The organism is Paenibacillus sp. FSL E2-0178 (genome assembly GCF_038593005.1).
GTDB classification, from domain to species: Bacteria; Bacillota; Bacilli; order Paenibacillales; family Paenibacillaceae; genus Paenibacillus_AQ; species Paenibacillus_AQ phytohabitans.
In genome coordinates, this window is sequence record NZ_CP151953.1 from 5018990 (window position 1) to 5037236 (window position 18247).

An 18247-nucleotide genomic window follows, 5' to 3' on the forward strand; every position below is an offset into this window, starting at 1 on the left:
GTGTTATAGGCATAAATGTTGTACGTTGTGCAATAATGCTTCCTTGATAGCCGGGTGTTCTGGAGAATTGTTGTAGAAACTGCAAGAATAAATCTGCCAAGCCGCGTGAACGGGACGAAATACTGCCTTTTATACAACAATTTTGGATTTGGGCAGATATTATCAGGAAAATGTTGTATTCCGTGCAGGATTTTATAAAAGGTACTGGAGCTCTGCCGTGAATAGCAGATGAATCGGGAAATTCCTTATTGCGGAACGGCAATCTGAATCATTCCCGGCTTAAGAATCAGGGTATCGTCCGCCGCGTGGCCGCCGCCCTCTGCTTCCGCACCCTCCGTGCCGAGTACCCGGAGCGGGACGCCGCCGGGAATACGGACGCGGCGGCTTTGCCCTGAGCCGTTGATGGCGGCAACGCACCATGCACCGTCTGCGCGGGAAATCTTATATACCCGCATACCTCCGCCGGCGTCTTCGCACAGCAGCGGCTCCAGCCGCAGCGGGGGAACTGCTGCTGTGCGCGGATGCAGCAGCACCACATAGTCTTCGCCCGCCTTGCCGTGCACCCGGAAATGCTGCTGCGCCGCCAGCGGATAGGCTCCGCCTACAGCACCTTCCCCGGCAGTGATGACCGGACTGGACGGCTCTGCAATATGCGTACTCAGCCGCATGCCGCCTAACGCTGCAACCTCAATATCCTGCCCCGTGATCTCAGCCTCTGTACTCAGTGTATGCAGATTCCACACGCTGTCTGCTCCGTCCTCAATCCGGTCCCAGACCAGATAAGCGTCAAAGCCTGCCTTGATATACAGGAAATTCCGCTCATACTCACCGGCGCGTGTATCCGGGATCAGGCTTCTAACATAATCCTGCTCTTCTGTGAAGATGACCTCCCGGCAGACGCTTTGCAGCGGACCGTCAGTATAGCCGCCTGCACCATCAGCGAATTGAACGATATTATGCGCCGCGCTTGATACATACCAGTGCCGCTCTCCGTTGTAGTACCCGCCGGTTCCGGCATCAAGCGTCAGCGGAACCCCGTCTGCCCAGATGGAGAAATGGCCTTCGTCATGATGGGCGTGATAGGTCAGCGGTGAAGCCTCGTAGATGGCATAGTTCCGCAGGTTCTGCTCCCCGCTGCGGAAGATGACGTATCCGATGCCGGGATAATGCACAGAGCGGAGGGCAGGCTGCTGCTCCGGCAGATCGGGCTGCGGATACAGCAGTGCGACCAGCGGCAGCGGGAAAGCCCCGGTATCCTGGACCGGTGCGCCTCCGTGCTTCCAGGTCCAGACCATTTCCGCCGACAGCTGCGGATCTTCCTCTGCATAGAATGGAGCTGCGTAGCCGAGCAGACGGAACCATTTCTCCTGTACATTGGCATCGCCGACGGCAGGAGTCAGCAGAACAGGTCCAGCATCGTGACCGCCCTGGATGATATCCTCTGCGGTGACGATGCCAATCAGGAAGCGGTACATTGCTTTTACCTTAGGGTGCCTGAAGTAATCCGCTCCCTGCAGCCGCTTCAGCAGAACGAAGAACAGGAAATACCGGTGCAGCACGGCGCCGTGATAACGTACATTCTCCGGCCAAGCCCCCTCCTGATCCACTACCTCTGTCAGCTGCCAGTCTACTACGGAGCAGGCATGCTTCAGATAGCCAGCACTCTCAGGCTCCTGCGGGAAGAGCAGCGCATAGACACCAAGCCCGGTCGCCCGGTCTGCATTCCAGTTGCTGCGTTTGCCGCCCTTCTCATTAGGGAAGGTCTCCAGATCGAACCGGTAGTAGGCAGTGTCCATCATCATCGCCGCAATATAGCGGAGATCGGAGAGCAGCGCCTCTATATCCCCGGCAGTTAACACTCCGCTTCCGGCAATCTGGTCATAGATGACCGAGACGGCGGCCAGGCCGCGTCCGATATGCACAGCGCCATAAGTATCATCATCATGCCAGCCGTCCCGGCGGAAGATATCCATGCCCAGCCGCATATCGGCCAGCATGTACTGCAGCTTGCGCCCCGCCCGGGCGGCATAATGATCTTCACCGCTCACCCTATACAGGTTGGCGTCAGCACCGGCAGCCTCCAGCAGATAAGCCCAGTTGGTCAGCGTGGGCCGGTTGAAAAGCGCTCCGGACTGCTCCGGTCCGAGCGGCTGTCCGTCTTCGTCCAGGAACGTAACTCCAGTGCATACGCCGCCGCTGCCAAGTGGAGCTTCCAGGCTGAGCTCCGTCTGGATGCCGTAATAATCGCCTGCGGTTACCGGCAGGCGTTCTTCGTAACGCAGCACGGTAATGCCTTCCTCCGCTTCATTGCTGATGCGTACACAGAGCACATCCTCCTCCTGCTCACCTCCAGCCGGAGTGACGCCGGAAGGCTGCAGTCCGCTTCCGCCCCCGGCCAGCCGTTCAAGCGCCACTCTGCTGCCGCTTCCCGGCTCCTGCGTCCAGCCTTTCAGCGACTGGCGGAAGCTTCCATTAATCAACGTCACCGGCAGGCCGAGCTGGGAATGCGTCAGCTGTACACCGCCGATCCGGGCAACGCCCTGCCCCCGGACCTGTACGGACAGCTGCAGACAAGCGGCCTGGGCGGGCACCTTGAAGACGAACGGCTCCACCCGGAATACACCGAGGCGGCTAAGCGGAACCGCTTCTTCGCGTGCGGCGAATTGTGCGGACAGCTGCTGCTGTCTTGCATATTCCTGCGAGATCGCCGGATACTGCTCTATTCTGGCGCGGAGCCCCTTCTGCTGCTCCTGGTCCTTGCCGCCGAAGGGGCCGGTACCGGCGGTGCCATAATTAGATGAATGCATAGGCAAATTTGCAGCCTCCCTGTGAATGCGAGTTCATTGATTAAACTTACTTGATTTCTACCATAAGTATAGCTGCCCGGGGACGGGACCCGGGATGGGTAAACGGAGGGAGGAGAGGGGACAAAGCAACTGAAATCGCCCTTCAAGGCAGGGCCCCCGGCTATGAAGCCGGATTTCATGAAAAAGTGAATTTCTCCCCCTTAGCGCAGTTGCTTTCTCCCTAACTGTGTCTGCACAGCGGGATTTATGATTAAGGAAAGAAATGCGAGCCGAATAGACAGGAGGAACAATCAATGAATGGAACGAAACGGCAAATAAACGCCTGGACCTTTGTAGCACCCAGTTTGATTCTGACGCTGATTTTTGGAGTGTATCCCGTCTTTTGGGCATTGAAGTACATGTTCTATGATTATCAGGGTTTTGGTACACCGCTCTTCATCGGCCTGGATAACTTCGAACGGTTGTTCCGGGATAAGGATTTCTGGCAGTCAGTGGTGAACACCTTCGTTTACGCAGGCGGCAAGCTGATCATTACGATCCCGCTGTCCTTTGTGCTGGCTGTAGTGCTCAACCGCGCCCTGAAGGGGCGCCAGCTGCTGCGGGCCATTTATTTCCTGCCTACCGTAATCAGTGCTTCGGTAATGGCGATTGTGTTCTACGTTATTTTCAACTCCTACAACGGAATGGTGAATCAGCTGCTGATGGGGGCCGGAATTGTATCCGCTCCCATAGACTGGCTGGGCGCCAAGCATGCCCTGGTCACGGCAATTATTATCGCGATCTGGGGCGCAGTCGGCAACTATATGCTGCTCTTTATCGCGGGGCTGCAGAATATTCCGGAGGATCTGTATGAAGCCGCTTCCCTGGACGGCGCCGGGCCGCTGCGCAAAATGTGGAGTATTACCGTCCCGATGCTCGGACCTGTGCTGCAGATGATCATCATGCTGGCGATTACTGTATCGCTTAAGGGCTACGAGAGCATTATGGTGCTTACCGAGGGCGGTCCATACGGCAAGACGGAAGTCATGTATCTCTATCTCTATAAATTGTTCTTCCCGGTATCCAGCGGAGGATCAAGCATCCAGCAGTTCGGTTACGGCAGCGCGGTCGGATTTGCTACGGCGGTTATCGTCGGCATCATTACCCTGATTTACTTCTATGTCTCCAAGAAACTGAATGATATCTACTAAAAGAGAGGAGAATGAACAGTGAGCACAATGCATGCGGAAACGAAAATGGCTTCGGCGCAGACCAGCCGTTCCTTAAAGAACAAGGCGCTGCTGTCCCGGGTACTGTTGTGGATTTTCCTGCTGATCGTAGCAGCGTTTGCGTTATTCCCCATCATATTGGCGTTCTTCGGATCGCTTAAATCTAACCTGGAGCTGACTACAGGAACTACTCTGCTGCCGAAGGAATGGATCTTCGATAACTATGCGCAGGCCTGGACATCCGCTAATTTCGCAAGGTTTACCTGGAACAGCGTATTTATAAGCACCTTTACGACGTTAGGGACTTTATTGATAGGAACGATGGCTGCCTATGCGGTAGCAAGGGTGGATTTCCACGGGAAACGCCTGTATGTGGTCATTCAGTCCTGCACCCTGTTCATCTCGATCGGTGCTGTCGTGCTGCGTCCCCAGTTTGATCTCATGGTCTCACTGAATCTGCAAAAATCGCTCTGGGGCGTCATCATCATCCTGATCAGCGGCCATGCCACTGCATTCTTCATGCTGATCGGTTTTGTGCGGGCAATTCCGAAGGAACTGGATGAGGCGGCGTTTATTGACGGCTGCAACTTCTATAGCGTATACTTTCGTGTTATCTTGCCGCTCCTGACACCGGCGCTTGGCGTTACGGCGCTCTGGACCTTCCGCGGCGCCTGGAATGAATACATTCTGCCGCTGGTATTTACGATGACGCAGCCTTCCCTGCAGACACTTACCGTGGGTCTCGCCAATCTGAAATACGGTGTTGGCGATGCGGCACAGCCCCAATTAATGCTTGCCGGCGCATGCCTGTCGATGCTGCCGATGATTATTGTCTACATTTTTGCCAACAAATCATTCATGCAGATGACAGCGGGCTCCGTGAAGGGCTAAGCGGGCTAAGGCTAACGCGGCGGTCCACCGGCAGCCAGTCTTAACGAAGGATGTGTAATCATGCTGAAGGCCTGGCTGTACCGGACCTCGCTGAAGAAAAGAATATGGCTGACATTCACCGGGCTGACCGTCTTTTGTATCTCGGTCACCGGCCTGTGGGCCTATTCGATTGCTTCGCGGGCCATGGAACGCAACTCCATCGACCTGAACCGCAATGTGCTGAACCAGTCCGTTAACGTGCTGGACCAGAAGCTGAAGCAGATCATTGTGGCGTCCTCCACCATGATGCTGAGTGAAGCGTATAAGCAGACGATGCGGGATATACAAGCGGATAATACCGACCGGTTCTTTGCGAACTTCTCCTTATTGCAGGGCCCCTTCACACAGGCGGAGCTGACAGAGAACTCCATTGAATCGATCCTGGTCAGTACACCGGACGGGGATTTCTACTCCGCCGGCAATCTGCGCAGAACAGCGACTCCATTTATGGAGTCTTTGCTGTATCAGCGGATCAAGGATAATCCCGAATCGAATTGGGTGGAGAGCCATGAGGACGAGCTGTTCGCGGGCAATCATCATGTAATCTCCCTGCTGCTGCAGCCGCTGACGGAGAGCTATGTGCCGGATGTCTTCCTGACCGTTAATGTGAAGGAGGACATTCTGGAGGATGCCGTCAGCGGAGGCGCGAGCCTGGGCAGTGCCAAATTCCTGTTGATCAACAAGGACGGAGCCAGTGTCTTCGGAGACAAGGAGCGGCCGGACTGGTCCCGCTCAGCGGTATTTACGAACAAGCTGCTTCAAGCGGACAGCGGTAACTTCGAATATGCTGCGGGGGGCGGGACGATGCTGGTCAGCTATGCGGACTCGCGGTATGCAGGGGACTGGCGGCTGGTCAGCTACCAGTCGAAGGAGGAGCTGCTTCAGCCTGTTCGCAGCATTCAGTGGCTGGTGCTGATGATCATGGCCGTGTGTATTGTTATCGCGCTGCTGCTGGCGAGATACCTCTCGGCACTGCTGCTCGGGCCGCTGCTGAAGCTGCAGAAGACGATGTCGCGGGTGGAGCATGAGGATCTGGATGCCCGCTTCGAGAGTCCGTTCCAGGATGAGATCGGGGAAGCGGGCCGCAAATTCAACCAGATGCTGGACCGGATCAGCGGTCTGATTCTTGAGGTCAAAGATACGGAAAAAGAAAAACGGAAGGCGGAGATCAAAGCGCTGCAGGCGCAGATTGAACCCCATTTTTTATATAACACGCTCAATACAATCTTATGGAAATGTGAAATGGATGAATATGAAGATGTGAAGCAGATGGTCATTTCCCTGTCCGCGCTGTTCCAGCTGGGGCTGAACAACGGGCAGGAGATTACAACGCTGGGCAAGGAGCTGGAGCATGTCCGCCAGTATCTGAACCTCCAGCAGCAGTGTTATGAGGGAATGTTCGAATATACGATAACTGCGGGGGCGGAGCTGCTGGAGCTGCCTGTCCTGAAAATTATTATTCAACCCCTTGTGGAGAATTCCATTCTGCACGGGCTGAAAGAGCATCGGGGCGAAGGCATGATTACGATCTCTGTATCCATAGAGGCGCAGCATCTCGTGATCCGGACGGCTGACAACGGGTCGGGCATGGATGCGGAGCAGCTGAATGCCTGCCTGAAGGAGCCATCCGGCAGCGGAGGGTATGCACTGTCCAATATCTGCAGCCGTCTGCAGTTATATTACGGCAAGGAAGCCTCTTTAACCTTCCGCAGCCGTCCACACATAGAGACTGAAGCGGTTCTCTCAATTCCAATGGAAGGTGGAGTTTATCCTGAGCCACGCTGAACCTGTAAAAATATGCATTGTAGATGATATTCCGGCTGTGGTCCGGGGTTTGTCCCAGCGGATTCCCTGGGAGGAGCACGGGATCGTCGTCGCTGCAACGGCGGCCAACGGGGAAGAAGGGCTGATGCAGATCCGCAAACACCGTCCGGATATTGTATTGACCGATATCCGGATGCCGTTCGTAGGCGGGCTGGAGATGATGAGGCTTATTCTGGCGGAGCAGCCGGGGATCAAGCTGATCTTCCTGACGGGTTATTCGGATTTCTCTTATGCCCAGGAGGCGGTGAAGCTCGGGGCCTTTGACCTGATCGTCAAGCCCTTTACCAAGCCGCAGGTGCTTGAATCTATCCTGAAGGCCAAAGAGGTGCTGGAGCGTGAACGCTCGCAGGCTGAACAAATGCGGGGAATGGAGCAGAAGCTGCGGGAGAGCATGCCCTATCTGCGTCAGGAGTATATGCGTCTCCTGATCCGTTACGGCAGCAGGCAGCAGCACCGCAGCCAGCAGTGGGATTTCTATGCGATTACAATGAACAGCCGCGACTTTTGTGTAATGGTGGCGGAGATCGACTTTTTTGCCGAGCGTACGGCTGCCCTGGCGGTCTCTGAGGTTGAGCTGATCCGATTCGCGGTGCAGAACATTCTGGAGGAGACGATTGGCGGGTACACGCAGGGTCTCGTGTTCCGCGAGCATGTTAATCAGTTCATTATCGTGATGAATCCCCCGGCGGAGCTTGATGCGGAGCAGCTGGCCGAGCAATGCCGGGAGAATGTCTGCCGGCATACGTACCAGACCGTGTCAATCGGACTCGGCGGGGAAGTGGAGGAGGCCGGTCAGCTGTCGGTATCCTATGCCCAGGCGCTGTCTGCGCTGACCAATACGTTCCTGACCGGCGGGAACAGTGTATACCGCTATGTGGAATCGCCGGAGAGGGATGCCGCGCTGCCCAGATACTCTTTTGACAAGGAGAAAGAACTGCTCTATTGCCTGCGTTCGGCTAATCTGGCTAAGGCGGAAGAGCAGCTGGACAATATTTGGAATGAGTGGCTAAGTGCTCCCGTGCTCCCCGATCCGGCGATCGTCAAGACGATGTGCCTGGAGCTGGCCCATTCGGTCCACCGTGTGTTCTCTGACAAAGCATCAGACGCTGAGGTCAAGCTGCTGGAGAAGAAGCTGGCCGATATGAATACCTCCGCCTCATTCGAGGAGCTGCGGGGTCAGATCCGGGAATTCTGCCGCCAGGGCTGCTCTTATGTGCAAATCCGCCAGTTCAGTGAAGCGCGTGTGCTGGTGGAGCGTGCCATCGCCTACATCAATGAGAATCTGCACCGCAACCTTGCAGTTGCCGATTGTGCGAGGGAGGTTCATCTGAGCCCCAGCTATTTCTCCAATCTGTTCAAGAAGGAAATGGGGATGACACTCGCCCAGTACATTATCAGCCGCAGAATGGAGAAGGCCAAGGAGAGGGTGCTCGAGGGCATGCAGGTTCAGGATATCGCCATCTCGCTGGGCTACGAGGACCGTCCTTATTTCACTGAACTGTTCAAGAAATATACCGGCATGACGCCGACCGACTTCCGCTCCAAATACACTTCAGAGGTGCAGCGCGGAAACAGTGATTTCGTCTCCCCTGAATAGTTGTTTTCTCCTTCACTTACAAACGCGCAGTCATTCTATACTTTTCATATGAAATGAATGCGATTACACAAAGAAAAGGGAGGGTTTCAAGATGAAAAGAAATCAATGGATGCTGGCTGGAGCTTCGCTGCTGCTGGCAGGATCGCTGGCTGCATGCTCCTCGTCAACCGCTTCAAATAATACAAAGGCAGAGGGCGGGGATACCTCCGCTGAGCAAACCAAGCTGGTCTATTGGTCCATCGACCGTCATGATTCGGATTTCATTGAGCAGAAGATCAGTGAGTATGAGGGGCTTAATCCTAATGTGGATATTGAATTCAAAGTGATGGCTGACAACTACGCCCAGTCGGTGGATATCGCCTTCTCCAGTAAACAGGCGCCGGATATTCTGCGCGTGGATACAGGCAATGTACCGGCCTGGGTCAAAAAAGGCTATCTGGAATCGTTCGACAGCTATATCACGCCGGAAATGAAGAGCCGGTTCGAGAGCGTGCTCATTAATGAGAAGAATATGGTTGACGGCAAAATCTACACACTGCCGAATATTGGCCAGTTCTGGCGCCTGATCTATAACGTGGATCTGTTCGAGAAGGCCGGGATTACCGAGCCGCCAGCTACACTTGCCGAAATGGTGGAGGATGCCAAGAAGATTACGGAGGCGGGTAAAGACAGCGGTGCTTACGGCTTCGCCGGTAATTTCAAGAGCGGAAGCGGGTTTGAACGCATTGCCCATCCGATCACAACCCTCAGTAAGACAGAAGGAACGGAAGGCTTCAATTTCCAGACCGCTAAGTTCGACTTCGGCATGTACAAGGAGACGCTTGAAGCCCTGCGGCAGATCGTAGTGGACGGCAGCATGATGCCGGGTTCGGAATCGCTCGATATTGATCCGCTGCGGGCACAGTTCGCTCAAGGTAAAATCGGGATGTATTTCAACCATTCTGTTGAGCCTAGTGTGTACAAAACTCAATTCCCGACGGAAATCCGCTGGGCGGCAGCACTGCCGCCGACCGTGGACGGCCAGCAGAACGGCGCCAGCCAGGTCATCTCCGGCAGCTATCTGGCGATGAGCAAAGACTCCGGGCAGAAAGAGGCCGCCTGGAAGTTTATCGAGTGGATGTACAGCGATGAGGTGCAGATTGCTTACCAGGAAGGCGGATACGGGGTTTCTGTTATTCCTTCCGTTGCTGCCGCAGCGAAAGCTCCGGATATCCCGGGAATCGAGGACTTCCTGCCGACCAAGTATGACGGAATCTATCCGGCAACTCCGTTCACAGCTACCGAAGGACGTCTGGAAGGAACGAAGAAGATGGATGTGTTCAACAGATATATCTTTACCGGCGGAGATTTGGACAAGGATCTTCAGGATCTGAACACACGTTATAACGCCGCCCTGGACAAAGCCAAAGCTGCAGGCGACACTACGATTGAAGCTCAGCCGGACTTCAGTGCAGCCAGCCTGCAGGGAAGCCTGGTCAAGGAATAACAAGGGAAGAATAATACCACATGCAGCATACAGACCGCAGGCCATAGGCCTGCGGTCTGTTACGTTATATGGGTCTGCCCCAGGGCGTCTGCTGGCGATGTGCAGCCCCCGGGTGTATTGTAGTATGATATTAAAGAACGAAAGGAGGGACTTATATTGGCGACTGAGATTAAAGACCGTATCAATCTGAAGGAAATCAACTGCGAGAAGGAGCTTACGCTTGCTGTCATCGGCGGCAAATGGAAGCTTATCATATTGTGGCACCTGGGTCTGGAAGGAACCAAGCGTTTCAGTGAATTGAAGAAGCTGATTCCGCATATTACCCAGAAAATGCTGACCAATCAGCTGCGTGAGCTGGAGGAAGATCAGCTGGTATTCAGGCGGGTGTATGCTGAGGTCCCGCCGAGAGTAGAATACTCTATGACGGAGTATGGGCATACGCTGATGCCTATACTGCGCATGATGTATGACTGGGGCAAGAATTACGGGGAGAACGTCATTTGGAAAGATGACCCTGACCGCGACAGATCGATGAAATGAAATTCATATAGATTAGACTAATGGAGGAGATTGATAATTATGCTGCTGAAGACAGAATATAGCCCGCTGCTGGAGACGTTTAAGTTCGCGAACGGCATTGAACTGAAGAACCGTGTGGTGATGGCGCCTATGACTAATTTCTCCTCGAATGAGGATGGAACCGTGTCCCGGCCGGAAGTGGAGTACTACACCCGCCGTTCCAAAGGTGTGGGAATGGTTATTACCGCATGTGTATATGTATCTCGCGGCGGGAAGGGCTTCCCTGGAGAATTCGGTGCTGACCACGACGGGCTGATTCCGAGCCTGCGCGGGCTGGCTGAGGCTATTAAGGGTGAAGGGGCGAAGGCGGTTCTGCAGATCTTCCACGGCGGGCGCCAATGCCCTCCGGCACAGCTGCCTGACGGACAGACGGTCAGCGCAAGTGATGTGCCTTCGGAGCTTCCGGGCGGCGGGCAAGGACCGGTTCCGCGCGCACTGACGGATGAAGAAATTACCGGAATTATTGCTGATTTCGGAGAAGCTACACGCCGGGCGATCGAGGCCGGATTCGATGGTGTGGAAATTCACGGTGCCAACGGCTATCTGCTGCAGCAGTTCTTCTCCCCGCATTCGAACCGGCGCGAAGACCGCTGGGGCGGCGATCTGCAGAAGCGCCTGGCCTTCCCGCTGGCTGTTCTGCGCAGTGTCAAGGATGCGGTGAAGCAGCATGCACAAGGGGAATTCCTTGTGGGGTACCGCTTCTCGCCTGAAGAGCCGGAAACACCGGGAATTACGATGGCCGATACCTTTGCGCTAATCGATGCACTGACAGGGGAAGGGCTTGATTATCTGCATGCTTCCCTGATGGAGCTGTGGTCGCTGCCGCGCCGGGGTACCGAGGACAGCCGTCCGCGGATCGAGCAGATTGTAGACCGCGTCGGAGGCAAGGCTCCGGTAATTGGAGTAGGCTCGCTCTATACCGCTGCTGATGCCCTGAAGGGTCTGGACAGCGGGATCAGCCTGGTCGCTCTGGGCCGTCCGCTCCTAATTGATCCGGACTGGGTTCAGAAGGTTGCCGAAGGGCGTGCAGCTGAGATTAAGACTGAGCTGGACCCTGCCGCCCAAGCTGAGCTTGTAATCCCGGACCCGCTCTGGAATGCACTGATTCATACGCCGGGCTGGCTGCCGGTGAAGCGATAATAGCAGGCAGCAGGAGGGCGTCTGTCCTGTGTCTGTAACTATTGATGACCTCTGGGTGCCTATATTTAAGGCTTCCAGAGGTTTTTTGCCATATTGGCATAAACGTGGAAATCTATATATGATACAATCGTATTAATTAACGGAACATCCTACAATGAGGAGTTTGCAGATATGAATGTACAGGGGAGAAACGATAGTTCCGGCGATGCGGAAGAGATGAGGCATGATGAAGAAATGGATTCTTTTCAGCGGACGCTTGAGGTCATCGGCGGTAAATGGAAAGGAGTCCTGCTCTACCATCTAATCAGCGGTACAAAGCGGTTCAATGAACTGCGCAGATTATGTCCGGGAATTACCCAGCGGATGCTGGCCATGCAGCTGCGGGAGCTGGAGCGTGACGGTCTGGTTCATCGTGAGGTGTACCCGCAGGTGCCCCAGAAGGTAGAGTATTCTCTGACCGAATGGGCCCGGGGCCTGGAATCCGGCCTGCTTAGTATCAAACATTGGGGCGAAGGATACAGGGAAGTGCTGGCCCAGAATGAACCTGAGCTGCAGCCTGCCGGGGGCCGGGCGGGAGAAGCGCCGCGCAGCACAAATAGCCCCGAATAAGCGAGGTGCGCTTTATCCGGGGCTATTTGTGCTATGCAGGAGGCTTTAAGCTTGTTGCTCAGCCAGACGGGCGATCTCTACGATAACCTGAACAGCCTTCAGCATTACGTCTGCAGAGGCATATTCAAATTTGCCGTGGAAATTCTCGCCGCCGGTGAAGATATTCGGTGTCGGCAGTCCCATATAGGACAGCTGTGAGCCGTCAGTCCCCCCGCGGATCGGGCGGATCACCGGCGTAATTCCCAGACCCTCCATCGCTTCCCGGGCGATATCAACAATTTGGCGCACCGGCTCGATTTTTTCACGCATATTATAATACTGGTCATTCATCTCCAGCACTACATTGTCTGCTCCGTAAGTAGACTTGAATTCATCCACAATGGCGGCGATATGGGCTTTGCGGTTCTCGAAATTCTCGCGGTCAAAGTCACGGATGATATACTGCAGCTTGCTGTGCTCGGCGTTGCCCTGCATGGAGATCAGGTGGTAAAAGCCCTCATATCCATCCGTGAATTCAGGCGCTTCACCCGCAGGAAGCCGGAGGTGGAAGGCCATGGCGATTTTGGCCGAGTGGATCATCTTGCCCTTGGCGGTACCGGGATGCACGTTAACCCCATGGAAGCTGATTTTGGCGGCAGCGGCATTGAAGCTCTCGTATTCCAGCTCTCCGAGCGGACCGCCATCTACGGTATACGCATAGGAAGCGCCGAATGCCGCAACGTCGAACTTATGCGGGCCGCGTCCGATTTCTTCATCCGGGGTAAAAGCGACTCTGATCTTGCCGTGTTTGATCTCCGGATGTGCGAGCAGATACACCATCGCCGTAACGATCTCCGCGATACCTGCCTTGTTATCTGCCCCCAGCAGGGTAGTGCCGTCGGTGGTAATCAGCGTATGCCCCTTGTAGCCGCTCAGCTCCGGGAAGCTCTTCGTAGTCAGAACGATGTTCAGCGCCTTATTCAACACAATATCGTTCCCGTCATAGTTCTCGACAATCTGCGGCTTCACATTCGTGCCGGTGAAATCGGTCGCCGTATCCAAATGGGCCAGGAAGCCGATCACCGGAACATCCTTGTCCGTGTTGGCCGGAAGTGAAGCCATGACATAACCATGCTCGTCCACTGTAACTTCCGTCAGTCCGATCTCCTGCAGCTCCTCTACCAGCTTATGGGCAAGCACCATTTGGCCGGGGGTGGAAGGGCAGGACTCACTATCCTCATTCGATTGGGTATCCATTTCAGCATAAGAAATAAAACGCTTGATCAGCTCTTGTTTCAATTCAGGTCATCTCCTCTTCATCTTCGTATGTCTATATTATCACGATCCGCCAGAGGTCTCATCCCCGTGCGGACTTCCGAAGAGAGAAATGTCTGCTTACGGCTTTCGTACCAGCGGCTTGCTTGCAATCAGCCTGGCCGAGAGCAGATAGCGGTCAGGAGCTGAACCGACGTAGGAGAAGGGATAACAGGTTATTAGGGTAAGGACAGCTTCTTCGCTTGGCTTAATTGCTCCCCGTGCTTCTGCGTCTACAATCCTGCTCCCTGTGATCTCATAGGTGAACTTCCCGTCCGCCGTTTCGAGTTCAATGATATCGGACACCTCCAGATCCCCAAGGCTCCGGAACACTGTGTCGCGATGTCCTGCCAGTACGCTGTTGCCGGTGGAGCCTATGGCTGCACTCCCTTCGTCATGCCCTGCCCCTTTTTTTAGGGCGGTCCGTCCCGTCCCCTCCAGAATAGCCACCCGTTTGTCCAGCTTTGGAAAATAGATCTCTCCAATAACCTCCCCCTCCGTATATGCGGGGTTGACGCCGCCTTGTTCTGCTCGGGTGCTGATCATACCGTCAGGCAGCGGAGTCTCTTCCTCTGTTGCCACGGGGAGCTGGGCTTCCTCCCTCTTTTTCTCCCAGGTTTGCAGGGCTTCCCTGGCTTCTGCAGGCGCTTTGAAGATCTGGACGGCCGAATACAGCATAACGCATAAAGAGAGTATGAAGATCAGCTTCACGGCTAAGGATATACCGGAATGCTTCTTCATACTCTCTCCTCCAGCCTTCTGTGTAATATTATTTCTTCGATCCCAGCTTGCGGATGGCGATCAAGCTAATGATGGCTACGGCCATGCTGGCCAGAATCAGATTGTACCAAGGTTCAGCAGTATCCGGCAGCTTGCCGTCCTCATCCGGTCCGGCGAGCGGAAGCTCGTCATCGGTAAGGGTTACCCCGTTATCCGGTGAAGGCGTTGGTGTACTGCCGGCGGTGACGGCTCCGGCGTCTGGTGTAGCAGACGGGCCGCTGCCTCCATTGTTATCCCCGCCGCCCAGCGGTACCGGTGCTTCACTTACAGCTACCTCATCTACTGCCGGTGTTGCCGCAGCGGTTGGTGAAGGAGATGGCGTTAGGGCAGGTGCCGTGCTGCTGGATGGCAGATCCGTCGGAGCCGGTGTTGCTGTTGGTGTGCTGCCTGGTCCCTCTGGTGTTGCCGTTGCAGTCGGTGCTGCCGTAGGCTCAGCTGTAGGGTCTGGTGTAGCAGTCGGTATCGGCGTTGCTGTTGGCTCAGCTGTAGGGTCTGGTGTAGCGGTTGGTACTGGCGTTGCCGTAGGCTCAGCTGTCGGCGCAGGATCTGCCGTAGCGGTGAATTCAAAGGCTACGCTCACCGTCTTCCCCTGAAATTCATTGCCGGCTTCAGGCGGGAATAACACCTCCATCTGGATGGCCTCTTGCGCAGCGCCCTCAAGCGAGCCGATAGTCACCCGGCCTTCTGCCTCGCTCATTACCCCTGTATAGATGATTACTCCCTCTTTTTGCAGGGTCATTTGCAGGATTTTGTACAATTCTGCGTCCCCGGAGAGGAATTTGAAGTCTACAGAATAATCAAACGGGTCATTTCCATCGTTGATGACCGTATAGTCTGAAGCCATAGTATCTCCCGGCTGCATGTTGTTCATGGTCGCAGTGCTGGTCGTATGCGAATTCACGGTCAGCTTAATCGTGTCCTCGGCGCTGGCCCCACCGGCATGCCATACGACACCAGCCAGAACAACTAGAATATAAGCGCCTAGCAAGGACGCGCGATAGCTCTTTTTCACTTTCCCGCCCCTCTCTTCTGGGAAGTCATCTTTACTCTATTTCTAGTTCACTCGCCCGCCTACAACCCGTATTTCCTAGCCTATAACCGCCTAATTCTGCAGTTTCCAGCCACGATTCGCCGCAATTCATGCTTATTACGCATGTCATGTCGAATAAAGTGGTTTTATATAGAACCACTACGAAACAGGTCGATAGTACTCGATAGAACGAACCCGAAGAATGCAATTATGCATTTGTTCGTTATAACGAATAACTACAGTATAATCAAATTTAAAGATAAATAAAAACATTGAAATCGGTCTAAATGAGGTATAAATGGAGGTTTGATTCACATTATAATTTGTTTTCTACAGTTTACTGCTGTTCACTCATTATTTCTCCGTATATTAATAAATACGTAGTATTTTATAGAGAACGGTTCATTGTTAATATGTAAATGAAGAGACTAGCGGTATTTCTTGCATACAAATAGCCCATTTAAGCTACAGGCACGGATCTCTCCGTGTGTAGTTAAATGGGCCGGGTATTTGATGGGCGGTATCGGTTTATTGCTCCTGCAGCAGCTCGGATACCAGCTTATAAGAGTGCAGGCGTGCGGAGTGATCATAAATCTGTGATGCAATAATCCACTCGTCGGCAGCCGTCTCCTCGAGAATCTCCAGCAGCCGTTCTTTGATTAGCGAAGGATCGCCGGCAATGGAATATTGTTGTTTGCTTAGCAGCATGGCTTTCTCCTGCGGTGTCCAGATTCCATCCAGGCTGTCCACCGGAGGCTGGAGCTTGCCGGTACGGCCGCGGATGATATTCAGGAATTGCTGCTGCTGTGAGGTAGCCAGTCTGCGCGCTTCCTCCACCGTATCTGCGGCGGTTATTCCCAGTCCGATCATGACATGGGGCTTATCGAGCACAGCGGAAGGCTTGAAGCTGCTGCGGTACAAATGCAGTGCCGGCAGCAGGTAATCCGGTGCAAAGTGGCTGGCAAAAGCAAACGGCAGACCGAGCTGGCCCGCAAGCTGGGCACTGAAGCCGCTGGAGCCAAGCAGCCAGATCGGAATATTCAGTCCTTCGCCGGGAACGGCGCGTACACCTAGCGGGCGGCCGCCCGCCCCGTTAGCGTCGAAATAAGCCCGGAGCTCGCTGAGCTGCTCGGGGAATTCGCTGCCGTCGCTGCCAAGACCACGGCGCAGCGCTCTGGCAGCCGCCTGGTCGGAGCCGGGGGCCCGGCCGAGGCCAAGATCGATGCGTCCGGGATATAAGGACTCCAGCGTGCCGAACTGCTCGGCGATAACAAGCGGTGCATGGTTGGAGAGCATGATGCCTCCCGAGCCGACGCGGATACGCTTGGTTCCTCCAGCTACATGTCCAATCACAAGGGACGTGGCAGAGCTGGCAATGCCGGGCATATTATGATGCTCCGCCAGCCAGTAACGGTGGTATCCCCATTCTTCGGCATGACGTGCTAAATCAAGTGTGTTATGAAATGAATCCGCCGCTGTTCCGCCCTCACGAATAGGGGCTAAATCCAGCACGGAGAACGGAATGTCGTGCAATTGCTTCACCATAATCCCTCCTATAATGGATGCTTCAGCATCAGTAAGCAGTATTTGCAGCTATAGATTGATCTACCCGCCAATTATAACATGAAATAATATTATTTACACACTTTAAGTAAGCGGTATGTACAAAGAGGGGGTATTACGGATGGAGGGATATTGCAGATGAAGGGATATTACGGATGAAAGGATATTGCAGATGAAGAATCTATATCGTTTGATCCGGTATTCTTCCGGATCAGTAACGGATTAGTACCGGATCAGCACCGGGCTCATTGCTTGATCTGCAGGCTGGCTGCGACGGTCCCTTATCCTAAGCATTGTCTAGACTGAACTCAAGATTTCACCATAAAACTCCAACATAAACTCCAACATAAGTTCCAACATAAATACCAACATAAAACTCCAACATAAAACCAATCCTGACTAAGCATTCTGTGATTATTTGAACTTCTAGGCGGCTACCGTTGACGCAGGAATTTTCCGATTTAATCCGCCTCCGTGGCAGAGATCCAGTAACTTATTGAAAAATCCTGCACCAAATACAACATTTCTCCTCTCCTATCGGTCCTAATCCAAAATTGTTGTACAAAAGGCAACATTTCACCTTGTTCAAGCGGCTCAGCAGGATTATTGTTGTATTTCATACAACAATACGCCCGATCACCCGGCTATCCATCAATCAAAGTTGTAAAACGTACAACATTTATGTCTGCAGTGTCTAAAGTGTCTGCAGTTCTGCAGTGTCTAAAGTAGCTAAAGTAGCTTAAGTGCTTCCTAAGAAGTCTCCACTCTGCCGCTAAAGAATCAAGTATAAGGCATTGACGTACCCCGCCAGTCCCGCAGTGACTGACCTGTAATTTGAATGGTTGTTGTCTTAAGTGCGGTTTATCTTACTGTATTTTGTGCGACTAAAGCGAACACTCATTGCGGTGCGGCATTCCACACTCGCTACTCTCAACAGATATTCAGGCGTTGTTCAGCAAGTTAGATCCATATACATAAGTTCACTCCATATAGGTACAGCGATTAATGTGTTATAGCTACATATGTTCTTCAGAGTTAGGAGTAAGGGACAGCGGTGTATTGAGAAGCTTTTCAGATGGACGGAGGTGATTGGAAAATAGGCGTTGTCCAATAGCCAAACAGGCATAATCCGCAACCGGTGAACAGCGTAACGGGAATTAATCATCAGAAAAGTCTCCCATGTGAAGTATAATGTAAGCGCATAACAAAGATCTTGCCAATTTACGGGAGCCTTGCTATAATCGCTTTGAAAAGCTTTTCTAAATAGAAACGGCTACGCTGTGCTTCAGGAAAGCCGATGCTTCCGGAGCAGCGATAGTACATATCGGCTCAGGTATCCGTTTCAGCGAGAAAGATAAGGAACATTTATTGCGTAAGCATATAAACTCTTATCTTTTATAA

The 18247-nt window shown here is 53.7% G+C and carries 14 protein-coding genes; 8 read left to right on the plus strand and 6 right to left on the minus strand.

What is annotated here, in order from left to right:
- Positions 1 to 245 precede the first annotated feature (245 nt).
- Entirely contained in the window at positions 246 to 2807 is a 2562-nt protein-coding gene (locus MHI42_RS21900; RefSeq protein ID WP_342420654.1) for a heparinase II/III family protein, read from the minus strand.
- A gap of 293 nt (positions 2808 to 3100) precedes the next feature.
- Between MHI42_RS21900 and MHI42_RS21905 the strand changes: the two genes are divergently transcribed.
- The 8 genes from MHI42_RS21905 to MHI42_RS21940 all read left to right on the plus strand — a co-directional run bounded on the left by MHI42_RS21905 (position 3101) and on the right by MHI42_RS21940 (position 12180).
- Complete coding sequence (locus tag MHI42_RS21905; protein ID WP_042140380.1) at positions 3101 to 3997, plus strand: sugar ABC transporter permease; 897 nt, start codon at positions 3101 to 3103, stop codon at positions 3995 to 3997.
- Between the two features lie 45 nt (positions 3998 to 4042).
- On the plus strand, positions 4043 to 4906 hold the full coding sequence (locus tag MHI42_RS21910; RefSeq protein ID WP_342424781.1) for a carbohydrate ABC transporter permease: 864 nt from the start codon (positions 4043 to 4045) through the stop codon (positions 4904 to 4906).
- 60 nt (positions 4907 to 4966) lie between these two features.
- The gene (locus tag MHI42_RS21915) at positions 4967 to 6730 is read left to right on the plus strand and encodes a sensor histidine kinase (protein ID WP_342420655.1); all 1764 of its coding nucleotides are present in this window, start codon (positions 4967 to 4969) and stop codon (positions 6728 to 6730) included.
- On the plus strand, positions 6705 to 8366 hold the full coding sequence (locus MHI42_RS21920; RefSeq protein ID WP_342420656.1) for a response regulator: 1662 nt from the start codon (positions 6705 to 6707) through the stop codon (positions 8364 to 8366). Before MHI42_RS21915 ends, MHI42_RS21920 begins: the two co-directional genes overlap by 26 nt.
- Positions 8367 to 8457: 91 nt before the next feature.
- Positions 8458 to 9852 carry a sugar ABC transporter substrate-binding protein gene (locus MHI42_RS21925; RefSeq protein ID WP_042140378.1) on the plus strand — a complete coding sequence of 465 codons (1395 nt, stop codon included), beginning with the start codon at positions 8458 to 8460 and terminating at the stop codon, positions 9850 to 9852.
- A 156-nt stretch (positions 9853 to 10008) separates the two neighbouring features.
- Positions 10009 to 10392 carry a helix-turn-helix domain-containing protein gene (locus tag MHI42_RS21930; RefSeq protein ID WP_342420657.1) on the plus strand — a complete coding sequence of 128 codons (384 nt, stop codon included), beginning with the start codon at positions 10009 to 10011 and terminating at the stop codon, positions 10390 to 10392.
- A gap of 39 nt (positions 10393 to 10431) precedes the next feature.
- A complete protein-coding gene (locus tag MHI42_RS21935) occupies positions 10432 to 11571 on the plus strand; it encodes an NADH-dependent flavin oxidoreductase (RefSeq protein WP_342420658.1) in 1140 nt (379 codons plus the stop codon).
- Positions 11572 to 11787: 216 nt separating this feature from the next.
- A complete protein-coding gene (locus MHI42_RS21940) occupies positions 11788 to 12180 on the plus strand; it encodes a helix-turn-helix domain-containing protein (protein WP_342424782.1) in 393 nt (130 codons plus the stop codon).
- 45 nt (positions 12181 to 12225) lie between these two features.
- Here the strand turns inward: MHI42_RS21940 and pepT are convergent, their stop codons facing one another.
- The 5 genes from pepT to MHI42_RS21965 all read right to left on the minus strand — a co-directional run bounded on the left by pepT (position 12226) and on the right by MHI42_RS21965 (position 17466).
- Positions 12226 to 13458 (minus strand): peptidase T, encoded by a 1233-nt coding sequence (gene pepT / locus MHI42_RS21945; protein WP_342420659.1) that lies wholly within the window; start codon positions 13456 to 13458, stop codon positions 12226 to 12228.
- A gap of 96 nt (positions 13459 to 13554) precedes the next feature.
- Positions 13555 to 14214, minus strand: coding sequence for a sortase (locus MHI42_RS21950; RefSeq protein WP_342420660.1), 660 nt, complete (start codon positions 14212 to 14214; stop codon positions 13555 to 13557).
- 28 nt (positions 14215 to 14242) lie between these two features.
- The gene (locus MHI42_RS21955; protein ID WP_342420661.1) at positions 14243 to 15265 is read right to left on the minus strand and encodes a hypothetical protein; all 1023 of its coding nucleotides are present in this window, start codon (positions 15263 to 15265) and stop codon (positions 14243 to 14245) included.
- Positions 15266 to 15811: 546 nt separating this feature from the next.
- Positions 15812 to 16828, minus strand: a complete 1017-nt coding sequence (locus tag MHI42_RS21960) for an LLM class flavin-dependent oxidoreductase (RefSeq protein WP_171719127.1) — start codon at positions 16826 to 16828, stop codon at positions 15812 to 15814.
- Positions 16829 to 17307: 479 nt separating this feature from the next.
- Complete coding sequence (locus MHI42_RS21965; RefSeq protein WP_336101070.1) at positions 17308 to 17466, minus strand: hypothetical protein; 159 nt, start codon at positions 17464 to 17466, stop codon at positions 17308 to 17310.
- Positions 17467 to 18247 lie beyond the last annotated feature (781 nt).